Source organism: Candidatus Omnitrophota bacterium, from assembly GCA_030688425.1.
Classification (GTDB): Bacteria; Omnitrophota; Gorgyraeia; order Zapsychrales; family JANLHA01; genus JAUYIB01.
This window is the reverse complement of the sequence record JAUYIB010000016.1, coordinates 103,175-116,314: the sequence shown is the minus strand read 5'-3', so window position 1 is coordinate 116,314 and position 13,140 is coordinate 103,175. Positions and strand designations below refer to the sequence as shown.

General features: G+C 58.1%; 13 protein-coding genes. All 13 read right to left on the bottom strand.

Annotated elements, in window-relative coordinates; translation table 11 throughout:
- Window positions 1-68: 68 nt before the first annotated feature.
- Window positions 69-1,385 (bottom strand): V-type ATP synthase subunit B, encoded by a 1,317-nt coding sequence (locus Q8Q08_06305; protein MDP2653629.1) that lies wholly within the window; start codon window positions 1,383-1,385, stop codon window positions 69-71.
- A 36-nt stretch (window positions 1,386-1,421) separates the two neighbouring features.
- A complete protein-coding gene (locus Q8Q08_06300; GenBank protein ID MDP2653628.1) occupies window positions 1,422-3,161 on the bottom strand; it encodes a V-type ATP synthase subunit A in 1,740 nt (579 codons plus the stop codon).
- Window positions 3,162-3,176: 15 nt separating this feature from the next.
- Entirely contained in the window at window positions 3,177-3,719 is a 543-nt protein-coding gene (locus Q8Q08_06295) for a DUF2764 family protein (protein MDP2653627.1), read from the bottom strand.
- Window positions 3,720-3,745: 26 nt separating this feature from the next.
- Window positions 3,746-4,360, bottom strand: coding sequence for a V-type ATP synthase subunit E family protein (locus tag Q8Q08_06290; protein MDP2653626.1), 615 nt, complete (start codon window positions 4,358-4,360; stop codon window positions 3,746-3,748).
- A gap of 13 nt (window positions 4,361-4,373) precedes the next feature.
- Window positions 4,374-5,132: an orotidine-5'-phosphate decarboxylase gene (gene pyrF / locus Q8Q08_06285; protein MDP2653625.1), complete on the bottom strand. Its 759-nt coding sequence runs from the start codon at window positions 5,130-5,132 to the stop codon at window positions 4,374-4,376.
- A 71-nt stretch (window positions 5,133-5,203) separates the two neighbouring features.
- Window positions 5,204-7,567 (bottom strand): sodium-translocating pyrophosphatase, encoded by a 2,364-nt coding sequence (locus Q8Q08_06280; GenBank protein ID MDP2653624.1) that lies wholly within the window; start codon window positions 7,565-7,567, stop codon window positions 5,204-5,206.
- 188 nt (window positions 7,568-7,755) lie between these two features.
- Window positions 7,756-8,676 (bottom strand): dihydroorotate dehydrogenase, encoded by a 921-nt coding sequence (locus Q8Q08_06275; GenBank protein MDP2653623.1) that lies wholly within the window; start codon window positions 8,674-8,676, stop codon window positions 7,756-7,758.
- A gap of 58 nt (window positions 8,677-8,734) precedes the next feature.
- Entirely contained in the window at window positions 8,735-9,094 is a 360-nt protein-coding gene (locus tag Q8Q08_06270; protein MDP2653622.1) for a sulfite exporter TauE/SafE family protein, read from the bottom strand.
- A 12-nt stretch (window positions 9,095-9,106) separates the two neighbouring features.
- The gene (locus Q8Q08_06265) at window positions 9,107-9,508 is read right to left on the bottom strand and encodes a hypothetical protein (GenBank protein MDP2653621.1); all 402 of its coding nucleotides are present in this window, start codon (window positions 9,506-9,508) and stop codon (window positions 9,107-9,109) included.
- A 16-nt stretch (window positions 9,509-9,524) separates the two neighbouring features.
- The gene (locus tag Q8Q08_06260) at window positions 9,525-10,301 is read right to left on the bottom strand and encodes a dihydroorotate dehydrogenase electron transfer subunit (protein MDP2653620.1); all 777 of its coding nucleotides are present in this window, start codon (window positions 10,299-10,301) and stop codon (window positions 9,525-9,527) included.
- 14 nt (window positions 10,302-10,315) lie between these two features.
- The gene (locus Q8Q08_06255; protein ID MDP2653619.1) at window positions 10,316-10,516 is read right to left on the bottom strand and encodes a hypothetical protein; all 201 of its coding nucleotides are present in this window, start codon (window positions 10,514-10,516) and stop codon (window positions 10,316-10,318) included.
- Window positions 10,517-10,530: 14 nt separating this feature from the next.
- A complete protein-coding gene (gene mutM / locus Q8Q08_06250) occupies window positions 10,531-11,349 on the bottom strand; it encodes a bifunctional DNA-formamidopyrimidine glycosylase/DNA-(apurinic or apyrimidinic site) lyase (protein ID MDP2653618.1) in 819 nt (272 codons plus the stop codon).
- Between the two features lie 7 nt (window positions 11,350-11,356).
- The gene (locus Q8Q08_06245) at window positions 11,357-13,129 is read right to left on the bottom strand and encodes a tetratricopeptide repeat protein (GenBank protein MDP2653617.1); all 1,773 of its coding nucleotides are present in this window, start codon (window positions 13,127-13,129) and stop codon (window positions 11,357-11,359) included.
- Window positions 13,130-13,140: the final 11 nt, after the last annotated feature.

Here is a 13,140-nt window from a genome sequence, read left to right as displayed (position 1 = left end):
AAAAGATCGAAGATGGAAAAACGGACGATAGAAATTAGAAAAACAATGGGATGTTCTTATTCCCCCTTCTATTTTCGCCCCTCGATCCTCGATTCCTTCGGCCAGAACTGATTGACCAGCGATTCTTTGAGGCCGGTTTCCGCCGGCTCGAAAATGTCCGACAGGATCTTCCAACCCTTATCAAGAGCTTCCTCCAGCGGGATGTTCACCCCGAGGTCCATGAGCTCTTCCTCAAAACGCTTCCCGTATTTCAGGAGCTTGTCGTCCCACGAGCTCATCTGGAATCCCATCGACCGCTTTTCCAGGGTCGAACGGTAATCGGCGAACAGCTGGATCATGCGGTCCATGATCGCGCGGTGGTCGGCGCGGGTCTTGTCATTGACCTGCTGTTTGAGGCGGCTCAGCGACCCGAACGGCTCGATGTGCCCGCCCCGGAGATAGAACTGGCCTTCGGTGATGTAGCCCGTGTTGTCCGGGATCGGGTGGGTCACGTCGTCGCCGGGCATGGTGGTGACGGCGAGGACCGTGATGGAGCCGGCATTCTCGAAATCCACGGCCTTCTCATAGCGCGCCGCCAGCTGGCTGTAGAGGTCGCCCGGGTAGCCGCGGTTGGACGGGATCTGCTCCATGGTGATGGCGATCTCCTTGAGCGCGTCGGAAAAGTTCGTCATGTCGGTCAAAAGGACCAGCACATTCTTGCCCTGCAGGGCGAACTGCTCCGCCACCGCCAGGCTCATGTCCGGGACGAGCAGGCACTCGACCGTCGGGTCCGAGGCGGTGTGGATGAACAGGATCGAGCGCGACAACGAGCCGTGCTTCTCCAGCGTATCACGGAAGAACAAATAATCGTCGTACTTGAGCCCCATGCCGCCGAGGATGATCAGGTCGACCTCGGCCTGGAGGGCGATGCGGGCCAGCAGTTCGTTGTACGGCTCGCCGGCCACGGAAAAAATCGGAAGCTTCTGGGATTTCACCAGGGAATTGAAGACGTCGATCATCGGGATCCCGGTGCGGATCATGTTTCTGGGGACGATGCGGTTGGACGGGTTGACGGACGGGCCGCCGATGTCGATCATGTTGTCTTTCAGGGCCGGGCCGCTGTCGCGCGGGTCGCCGTTGCCCGTGAATATCCGGCCCATCAAATTTTCCGAGAACGACACGCGCATCGGGTGCTTGAGGAAGCGCACCTTGTCGTCCGTGGATATTCCGCGGCTGCCGGCCAGCACCTGCAGGGACACCCGCCGGCCGTCCATGCGGATGACCTGGGCGAGCGACATCCCGGCCCGGGTGCGGATCTCCGCCAGCTCTTTATACGTCACGCCTTCCGCCTCGACGGTGATGACGTCGCCGGCGATTTGGATGATCTCATTGTAAACTTTGTGCATGGCCGTTCCTTGTTTTAAAAATGATGGATTCGTGTTTTACGCGGCGGCCGTTTGGCCGGCTGAAATTTTCTCCGTGATCTGCCGCTCGATCTCGCGGAATTCCGGGCTCTGGAACCCGGTGGAGTTCCAGTTGATGAATATCTGACGCAGGTCCTGAAAGAAACGCCGGGCCGCGTCTTTGGCGTCGAACCGGAATTCCTGCCCGATGATCTTCCCCAACAGATCATAGACATACCTCTGCCGGTCCGCCGGGGTGGCTTCGTCGGTCTTGTCAAAGGCGTTCTGCTGGAGATACACCGCGTCCAGGAACTCACCCTTGAGATAAGCCACAAATTCGTCGATGGACGTGCCTTCCTCGCCGACGACCTTCATCATCTGGTCGACGTTATGGCTCTTGTGCAGGATGGCCCGCCCCGCCTCGGCTTTCGGCGCGTCGATAAAACTCGTGTATTTGCTCCAGCTGTCCAGGGGATCGATGGCCGGATAACGGCGGGCATTGGCGCGGTCGCGCGAAAGCCCGTGGAACGCGCCCACGACCTTCAGGGTCGCCTGGGTCACGGGTTCTTCGAAGTTCCCGCCGGCCGGGCTTACCGCCCCGCCGATGGTGACCGATCCTGTCTCGCCGCTGCGCAGCTTCACCAGTCCGGCCCTTTCATAAAACGACGCGATCCGGGTTTCCAGGTACGCCGGAAACGCTTCTTCGCCGGGGATCTCTTCCAGACGGCCGGACATCTCGCGCATGGCCTGGGCCCAGCGCGATGTCGAGTCGGCCAGCAAAAGGACATTCAAGCCCATCTGGCGGTAATATTCCGCGATCGTGACCGCGGTGTAGACGCTGGACTCGCGCGCGGCCACGGGCATGGAGCTGGTGTTGCAAATGATGACCGTGCGGTCCATCAGGGTGCGGCCGGTCCGCGGATCGGTCAGGTGCGGGAATTCCGTCAAAAGCTCAACAACCTCGCCGGCGCGCTCGCCGCAGGCCGCCACAACCACGACATCCACTTCCGCGTGGCGCGACAGCAAATGCTGCAGGACCGTTTTCCCGGCGCCGAACGGGCCCGGGGTGCAGAAGGTCCCTCCGACGGCCACAGGGACAAGCGTGTCGATGATGCGGATCTTGGTGACCAGCGGCTGGGTCGGCTTGAGTTTCTGGGCATAGGCCCTGATCGGAACCTTCACCGGCCAGGTCTGTTTCATGCGGACAGGATGCTCTCTCCCCTCGCTATCCTTCAGCATGGCCACGGTGGCTTTCATCGCGTAATGGCCTTCTTTGACAACGTTCGTGACCTCCAGCTCGCCGGCCAGCCCGAACGGGACCATGATCCAGTGCTTGAACATTTTTTCCGGGACGATGCCGAGCTGGTCTCCGGCGCGGACCTTCTGTCCCGGCTTGACCGTCGGGGTGAAATGCCATTCCTGCGCGTCCGCCAAAGGCGTGATGTACGCGCCGCGCTTGAGGAAAACGCCGTGCTGTTTGGCCAGTTCCGGCAGGGGATTCTGCAGTCCGTCAAACACCTGCGTCAAAAGGCCCGGCCCCAGCTCCACGCTCAACAGCTCGTTGGTAAAATCCACGCGGTCGCCGATGCGGATGCCCGTGGTGTCTTCGAAGACCTGCAGGTCGGCGCGCTTGCCCTTGACCCGGATGACCTCGGACTTGAGGTGCTCCTTGCCGACGACCACATAAGCGACTTCGTTCTGCATGACGCGGTCTTCAAATTCAGCGGCCACCATGTTGCCGTTGACTGCGACGACCCTGCCTGATCTTGTCTTTTCCACGGACCTGTTCCTTTGTTACGAATTTGATGTTAAGACGGCGTTTTTGTATCCCTCATAAATCTCCGCGCCGCGGGAGGACGCCACGGCCTGATGGCGCTCCAGGATCCGCAGCCTGACGGCGTAAGCGATCAACATTTCCAGGTCAAAATGATGCCCTTGCGACAGTTCGTCCAGCCTGAGCCAGCGTCCCCGGTCAAGGATCTTTTCCGCTGTCCAGGGATCCGGAGCCTTCAGGGCTTCACCGACGAGATTGACAACCATGTCCCGGGCTGAAGTCTCCTTCAGGTAGGGGGCCGCGTCTTTGCCCAGGTTCCGGGCACGCGCCACAACAAGCTGGTTGCGCAGTTCACGGGAAAAAGCGGCCCAGTCCTGCCAGAATGTGTTTTCCGTTGAAGACGCGGCCGGGTCGTCCCGGTAGGCCTTCTGGATCAGGTCAAAATCCCGGGGATCCGTCAACCGCCGGCATTCCGCCAAAAAGGCTTCGCCCGTCAAGGGCGGCCTGGCCCCGAATTCCAGCATGGGCAGGCTGGCGACCACATAATAATAAGCACGGCTCATAGATCTCTAAGGAAAACGAAATGAGGTTAGGCGACGGAATCCTTCACAAGGGCCGCGAGCTCCTGGTTCAGGGCACGGCTTAAAAATTCCGCCAGGCTCTTGTCCGTGAAATCAAAACTCGATTTGCCGCCGTCAAAACTGATCAGGAACCCCGCGCCGACATCCTGCGCCGACAGAAGATGGATCGGCTGCTTGACCTGCTCTTTCAGGCGTGCCAAAAATCCGTCTTTCAGCTGCTGAAGGTCCTTTTCGCTGAGGATCACGGTCAGATCGCCGGCGCCCGCGTTCTGCTGAAGATAGTTTTTAATGGTCACGGCGATGATCTCAGTCAGATGTTCCGGGGCCAAGGCCTGGTGAAGGTCATTGAGGATGATTTTATTGAGGATGGACTGTATTTCGCGGCGCAGACTTAACAAGGCGTCCCGGGAGGCCTGCTGGAGGGCGGCGCGGGAAGCTTCCTGCAGCCGCTGCGTTTCGCTTTGGGCCTTGGCAACAATGTCCCCGGCCTTTTTCTGAGCCTGGGCCACGATCTCATCGGCCCTGCGGCGGGCCTCAGATTCGATGTCCCTGGCTTTTCCCTGGGCTTCCTGGATTCCCTCTGTTTTGATCTTGTCGATCAATTCCTGGATCTGGGTGCTCATGGATGTCTCCCGCTTAGAGTGAATTGATGGCCTCGAGAATCTGCTTCGCGGCTTGCTTGGGATTGGGGGCTTTGAGGATCGGGCGGCCGACAACCAGAAAGTTGCTGCCGCTCAGGACCGCTTCGCGCGGCGTTGCCACCCGCTTCTGGTCCTGGGCATCGCTGCCCTCGGGACGGATCCCTGGGGTCACGATCACAAAATCCGGACCGAATTCCTTTCGGATAAACTTGGCCTCCTCGCAGGAAGCCACCACCCCGTCCAGCCCGGCCCTCCGGGCCAGCAGGGCGCGTTCCAGGACAAGAGCGAGTATGTTATCCCGTTTCTCCTCGCTTGTCAAGACTGTGACGCCCACAACCAGGGGCTTGGGAATGTCCAGTTTCTCCGCTGATTCCTGGGCAGCCGCGACCGCGGCCTGCATCATTTCCAACCCGCCGGAGGTGTGAACCGTAAACATCAGAAGGCCTTTCGGCTTTCCTGCGCCGGGCGGAATGTCCATCGTCCGCTCGACAGCCGAACTCAAGCCCACCGCCATTTTCACGGCGCTGGCCACGGTGTTGGGGATATCATGATATTTTAAATCAAGAAAGACATCTTTGCCTTTGGCCTGGATAAAACGGACAGCGGCAGGCCCGCAGGCCGTGAACAGCTCGCTCCCCACCTTATAGGCGTCCACCAGACCGGCCAGGGAATCCGTGATCTCCCGGACCTCGGCCAGGGTGCCGACGTCCATGGCAACGATCAACCGCGGTTTCTTCATCTTGGATAATTCCATAGATCCATCCTCATGGGACCCACCCCAGGGGCCGATTCACCCCCGGGGCGGGCATGAGAACATTCAACCGTTTATGAATGGCTTTCCTTGATCCTCATGTCATAAAACGACTTGGTCACGAACACCAGCGACACCGCGAAGAAAATCACCGCGAACGTCAGGGACTGGCCGCGGCTCAATTCGATGGCGATCTCGATCGCCAAAAGCCCGAACAGGGTCGTGAACTTGATAACGGGATTCAAAGAAACCGAGGACGTATCCTTGAACGGGTCGCCCACCGTGTCTCCGACAACCGTGGCCGCGTGCAACGGCGTGCCCTTCTCCTTCAGGTCCACTTCCACAACCTTCTTGGCGTTGTCCCAGGCGCCGCCGGCGTTGGCCATGAAGATCGCCTGGTAAAGCCCGAAGATCGCGATGGAGATCAAATACCCGATAAAAAAGTACGGGTCAAGGCACGCAAAGGCCAGGGTACTGAAAAACACCGTCAGGAAGAGATTGATCATCCCTTTCTGCGCGAACTGGGTGCAGATCTCAACGACCTTCTTGCTGTCGGCAATCGAGGCCTTGTCGGTCGTTTCCAGCTTGATGTTCTTCTTGATGAACTCGACCGCGTGATGGGCCCCGGCCGTGACCGCCAGGGTCGAAGCGCCGGTGAACCAGTAAATCACAGCCCCGCCGAGCATGAGCCCGAAGAAAAACAACGGGTTGAGAATGGACAACTTGTCGATGTTCTGTTCCAGGCCGTGGGTGAGGATCAGGATGATGGAAAAGATCATCGTGGTGGCCCCGACAACCGCGGTGCCGATCAAGACCGGCTTGGCCGAAGCCTTGAAGGTGTTCCCGGCGCCGTCGTTGGCCTCCAGGAAATGCTTGCCGTTCTTGAAATCCGGCGAGAAGCCGTAATCTTTCTCAATCTGCTCCTTGATGTTCGGGATGGTCTCGATCAGGGACAACTCATAGATCGACTGGGCGTTGTCCGCCACGGGACCGTAGGAATCCACGGCGATCGTGACCGGCCCCATGCCCAGAAACCCGAAAGCCACCAGACCGAAGGCAAACACCGCCGGAGCGATCATCATGGCTTCCAGCCCGGTGCCGCTGACGAGATAGGCAATGCCCATCAAGAACAGGATCGCCAGCCCCATCCAGTAAGCGCTGAAGTTTCCGGTCACAAAACCGGCGAGAATATTCAACGAGGCCCCGCCGCTTCTGGAGGAATGCAGGATGTTCTGGACGTGCGCCGAGTTGGTGGATGTGAAAATCTTCACCAGCTCCGGGATGATGGCCCCGGCCAGGGTCCCGCAGGTGATGATCGTGGCCAGTTTCCACCAGATGCTCGGGTCCGCGAGGTTGCCCAGCAGCAGATAAGACGCGACATACGTCAGCGCCACGGACACCCCGGAGGTGATCCAGACCAGGGCGGTCAGCGGCTGTTCAAAATCGATATGGGACGCGTTCTTGTATTTGTCCCTGTGGATCGTGTGGTTGATCAGATAAGACCCGCCGCTGGCGATGATCATGACCAGGCGCATGACAAAGATCCAGACCAGAAGCTGGACCTGGACCATCGGGTCCTTGACCGCGAGCAGGATAAAAGAGATCAGCGCGACGCCGGTCACGCCGTAGGTCTCGAAACCGTCCGCCGTCGGGCCGACAGAGTCGCCGGCATTGTCACCGGTGCAGTCGGCGATGACGCCGGGGTTGCGGGCGTCGTCTTCCTTGATATTGAACACGATCTTCATCAGGTCCGACCCGATGTCGGCGATCTTGGTGAAGATCCCGCCGGCGATGCGGAGCACCGAAGCGCCCAGCGATTCGCCGATGGCAAACCCGATAAAACAGGCCCCGGCCAGATGAGGATCAATGAACAGCAGGATGCAGAGCATGACAAAAAGTTCGATGCTGATCAACAGCATGCCGATGCTCATCCCGGCCTGCAGGGGGATCTCATAGATGGGCAAAGGAAGCCCTTTCAAACTGGCGAACGCGGTGCGGGAATTGGCCAGGGTGTTGATCCGCATGCCGAACCAGGCGACCGCGTAACTGCCCCCGATCCCGATCAAGCTGCAAATCAAAATCAGGGCCACCCGCCCGAATTCGAAATGACGCAGCCACCCGAAGTACCCGATCATGATCACGGCCACCAGGGCCTCCAGGATCAGGATGAATTTGCCCTGGGTGATCAAATACGTTTTGCAGGTCTCATAGATGAGCTCGGAAATCTCGCTCATGGATTTGTGCACCGGCATCTTTCGGATCTGGAGAAACTGGATGAAGCCGAACAGGAATCCGAAGGCGCAGATCAGCAGCCCCCAGAGCAAAACCGTGCGGCCGTCGGTGTTCAAAAAGGTGACGGATGACAGGTCCGGGATGACCAGGTCGGCCTCGCCGGCCAGCGCCAGGCCCGGAACAAAGGCCAGCGCCAGGGCCGACATCAGCCGCCCCCCCCAATTTTTCAAACCTGTTGTTGCGCGTGAGTGTGACGTGTTCATTCCTGAAACTCCTTTCTACTGACTTTCGCAAAAGGAAAAGGCTTTTGAGGTGGTCAGTCTCTCGACCTGCGCTTTCAAAATAATATCGAACGATGAGCTGTGCGCAGGTCAATAATGATTAAGAAAAATCCCTATGCGGCCTTGCGGGCCGCGTCCAAGCTTCCGATAATCTGCTTGATGCTCTGAAATTTGTGCTTTTTCATATAGTCCTTGATGCCGGCCAGGACTTCCAGGGGCGCGCGGGGATTGATGAAATTGGCCGTGCCGACCGCGACCATCGTGGCCCCGGCCATCAGGAATTCCAGCGCGTCCTGCGCCGTCATGATCCCGCCCATGCCGATCACCGGGATCTTGACCCGTTTGGCCACGGAATGAACCATGTGAACCGCGATCGGCCGGATGGCCGGACCCGACAGTCCGCCGGTGAAATTGCCGATGCGGGACCGCCGTTTCTCAATATCGATCGCCATGGCGGTGAAGGTGTTGACCAGACTCACCGCGTCCGCGCCCGCGCTCTCGGCCGCCGCGGCGACCTCGGAAATGTCCGTGACGTTGGGAGACAGTTTGGCGATCAGAGGGTACCGCGAGATCCCCTTGAGCCGCTTGACCAGCCGGGCCGTGGCGTAAGGGTCCTGCGCCACCAGGGTCTTATGCCCCAGATTGGGGCAGGACAGATTCAATTCCACCGCCGAGATCCCGTCCTGGGTGTTGAATTTTCCGACCAGCGCGACAAATTCGTCTTCCGTGTGCCCCAGCACGCTGATGATGAGCGGCACGCCGATCTTTCTCAGACGCGGCAGTTTGTTGGCGATAAATCCGTCCGCGCCGGGGTTCTCGATGCCGATGGCGTTGATCATGCCCGACGGCGTTTCGCAGATACGCACCGGCGGGTTGCCTTCCTGCGGCTTGAGGGTCACGGTCTTGGGCACGATGGCCCCGAGCTTCTTGACCTCCTCAAGCGAATAATATTTTTCCGCGTGCCCGAACGTGCCCGAAGCCACGGTCACGGGGTTGGCGAAGCGGACACCGGCGATTTGAACGGAGATATCCATCAAAGAATTCCCAAAATTATACAGCTGTTTTCAAGACAACGCTGTGACGGCGATCACACTATTTCGAAAAAATCATCTTGGCCCCGACCGCCACCAGAAACAATCCAAAAGCGCGCTTGAGATTCGCGTCCGAAACATTCTGGATCACATACGCCCCGGCCAGCGCCCCGAAGACAAACCCCAACGCCATGGTCATGGCCGCGGCCACTTTCACGTGCCCGGCATGGTAATACTGCAACACGGCCAGGATGCTCACCGGAACCATCAGGACCGCCAGGGTCGTGCCCTGGGCCTGGTGCTGGCCCATCCCCATCAGCAGGACCAGGGCCGGGACCATGATCGTCCCCCCGCCGATGCCGAAGGCCCCGCTGAAAACCCCGCCGAGCAGGCCGATCAATAAATAACTGAAAAAAACCATGTCCCCTCTTTTTTATTGATCAAAATATTCCAAAAGCAAATCGACATTTTCCCCATCGGCCGCAATGCTTTGAAAACACACCCTCTGGCTGCCATCACACGTATTGGTCGCCAAGCAGGAACCGATGACCGCGGTCATCATATATGTCTTCTTTCGCGAAGGCTTGCACGCGCCAGGGTCCCCGGCCCCCTGCCCCGTCAAAAGATCCGGATATTCGACGTCGACCTGATCCGTCCCTGACACCCGGGCCACTTTTAACTGATAATCGACGCCCAACAGGTTCACGGTCACTGTTCCGCCGGTCCGGACGCTCGTCATCTCTGTTCGGATTATCGCAGCCGACGCCGGTATGCCTCCCACGATGGCCACCATCACCATCAGAAACAAAAAAGCCTTCGGGGTTCGTTTTTCCATCAATCCCTCCTTAGAATCAATCGTGAAAAAGCACGTCTTGCAAATCAAACACCGGCCCGTCGTAACACACCGTCCGGTAACCGGCGGTCGTCTTGATCGAGCATCCCAGGCAGGCGCCGAGAGCGCAGGCCATGACTTCCTCACAGGCCGCCTGGCCGGGCAAACCGTGCTCGCGGGCGAAGTCCTGCACCGCGGCCATCATCGGCGCCGGGCCGCAGGTGTAAAGGAATGTCTTCTTGGGGTCGGGGATGATCTTGGAGAACAATTTGGAGACCCTTCCCTTGACGCCGGCGCTGCCGTCGTCCGTCGCCACATGGATCTCGCAGCCGTTCTGCCGGAACTCCCTCATCGGGTACACATGGCCTTTGGTGCGGCCGCCGTACAACAGGGTCATGCGGTATCTCCTGCCTTTGAGAACATCCGACAAGATCAAAAATGGCGCGATCCCGATCCCGCCGGCCACCATGACGACGTTCTTGACGCCCTTGGGCGGCAAAGCGAACGGCGTACCCAACGGGCCCAGCACATCCACCGCGTCCCCGGGCTTGTAAGAAGCCATGATCTTGGTCCCCGGTCCGACCGGCTCATAGAAAAGCTCCAGACACTTCTTGGCGCGGTATACGCTGAAGGGCCGCCGGAAAAAAGGCTCCAGCCCGCCCTTCACCCGGACATGGACAAACTGCCCCGGACGGATCTTTTTAAGGATCGGCTTGGCGTCGATGCACAGCCGGTAAAACCGGTCGCACAGTTTTTCGTTGGAAATCACCGGAAAAATATTCTGCAGTTTTGCCATAGGAGGATCAGGAGTTACAGTAATAAAACCAAAAGATGACGATAAAAACGCCCGGCGCGGCCAGGTAAATCGTGCTTGTCTGCACAACGGAAGTCCCTCCGAACACGATGTTTTCCTGGAGGGTTTCCAGGAATATCGCCAGGAGAGGCCAGCAAACCCGTAAGGACGATGATAAAAAAAAGAATCGCGTTGTCGACCTGGATGCGTCTTTTCATCTTGCGGATGAAATTTATATTTGGCAAACACCACAAAAAAACGTGCTTCGCCCGCTGAGAATGATCCGCTCAATACGCCCCCGGCATCGCGGGCAAGGAGCCCCGGCCCGGCCATAAACCCGGATCCGGCTCATGTAACTCCCCTTATTCCCGTCTGCGTCGCGGTAATCCCGCATGGACACGCCCCGCCACCGTATCGCTTCTTTCAGAACGGTTATCACCGAGGAGTGTAATCGCTTGATTTCTTTGGGGGTTAAGAGCCGCGCCTGCCGGCGGGGATGGATCCCGCACCTGAACAGGATCTCGGAAGCGTAAATGTTCCCAATTCCCGCGACAGCCCGGGAGTTCATCAGCCAGGATTTTATCGGTAACGCCCTGGCCTCAAGGGCTTGCGCCAACCCGTCTTTACTGAAATCTTTGCTCAGCGGATCCGGCCCCAGCCGGCGCAGGTACGGGACATCTTCCGGTTTGCGCACGATCTGAAGCCGTCCGAATAAACGCACATCATTATAGTGTAAATAACCGCGGTTGGAAAGTTTAAATATTAAGCGCGTTGCTGAGGTAATTTTCTTTGCCGGTTTGACGATCAGCTGGCCTGTCATCATCGGCTGGACCACAAGGTATCGGGCCCCGCCTCCCAGGCCCAGCACAACGGCCTTGCCCAGCCGGAAGACCGCCGTAATGCGGCGTCCGGCCAGATCCCGGCCAAAACAACGGACGGACATCCCGCAGATCACCCGCTTGTCCAGGATCTCAACGTCCCGAATGGTATCGCCAACGATCTTGTCGCGTAAATCATTGGCGATCGTTTCAATTTCCGGAAGTTCAGGCATGACAGAGTTATTTCTTTTCAGGCGAGACCTGGGCCGGAAAGGCTTTTTGGACCTGCCGCGCCTCGTCCAAACGCCCTTCCTTAATAAGCAGCTCAACCGCTTTGGGGAGATTCTCCCGCCCGCCGGCCTCATCCCCCAGCCGCAGCTGGCACTGCCCGATCCGGAAAACAGCTTCCCCGTACTCACCCATTTTTTGAACGGCCAATTGAAAATTATCGATGGTTTTCGCGCAATCCCCAAGATTAAAATACAACAAGGCCAAATTGTTATACGGGCGGCCATTCTCAGGGTCCCACTGTACAGCCTCCTGAAAAGACGCCACAGCCATATCATCATCCCCATACAGAAAATAAATGATCCCCAGGTTGTTGTGCAAGCCGGTCATCAGCAGGTAATCGATCCCGATCTCCCCCTTTTTTGTCCTGCTGTCATGCAGGGCCAGGGCTTTCTTCAAATGGTAATACGCTTTTTCAAACTCATCCTTACGGTAATAGGCCGTCCCAAGGGCAAAGTGCGCCGACGGCTTCCTGGGAGATTTTTGCACAGCATCCTGCCAAAACGCGACTTCTTCCCGCCAAACCAGATTGCGCTGATAAGACATCATGCTGAAAACCACGACCAGGGCCGTGAGGACCAGTTTCCCTGCCTTCGGGCTGCGGGGCAATTCCATCGCCAGGAACGAAAGCACGACGGCCGCGCCGGCCATCGGAAGATACAGCCAATGCTCATACAGCATCTGCCGGTGGACAAAACAAACGACCAGGGTCTCGACCGTGACGGTGAGAAAAAACCAGAAAATTCCGAAACTCACCAGCCTCCGTCGGGAGAACTGGGCCGCGGCCCAGACGGCGATGACGGCAAGAAGCGCCAGGGAGAACATCGTCCCCGGGTCCCAAAGGGTTTTGGCGACAGGGTAATCGTAGTCATGGTTCAGGTTGACCGGCAAGATCACCAGCCGCAGATACGTCCGCCAGACATTGGCCTCTGTCAGAACATACTGCCAACGGAATCCGCCCGTGGACATTTGCGACTTCAATTCCAAAACCGATGACGGGTCATTATCCAGCCAGAGGACGGCCGGGACCAGGGCCAGCAGCAAAAAATAGGGGAAAAAAATCCGGGCGGACCTTTTCCATCCCAGGCCTTGAAACCCAAAGAAATAAAATTCATAAAGCAGAAGAACAAAAGGCAGTGTGAGCGTCAATTCCTTGGAAAAAACGCCCCACAGCATCGTCCCCCAGGACACAAAGAAAAACATCCCGCGGCCGGATGCCCGGCCCCGGATATACAAGAGACAAGTCGCCAAGTAAAAAAACGTCGCCAATAACGAAGTCCGCTGGGTGATGAACGCGGCAGCCTCTGTCTGGACGGGATGGCAGAGGAAGATCAGGGCCGCAAAAAAGGCAACCGGGCGGGAGACGGACTCCGCGAGCCCCTCTCTCCTCATGGCGGGCGTCTGAAAAGTCGCCGTCACAAAAGCATGAACTAAAAACGCATTGACGACGTGCAGCAGGATGTTGACCAGATGAAACCCGTAGGTATCCATCTGCCCCCAGCGGGCGTTGAGCCAAAATGTCAGCCCGGTCAAAAACCGCGTGTTAAAAGTGAGCCAAATCCCCCACAGGTCGCCGTTTTGGACAGCCTTGTTATCCACAATGGCCTGGTAATCATCGGACACAAACTCCCCGTGCAGGACATGGCCATAGATCGCCAGCCCGATGGTCAAAAAAACCACGGTAGGCCCCAGGAACGATATCTGACGCTGTTTTAATCCCTGCAAGGCTTATCTCC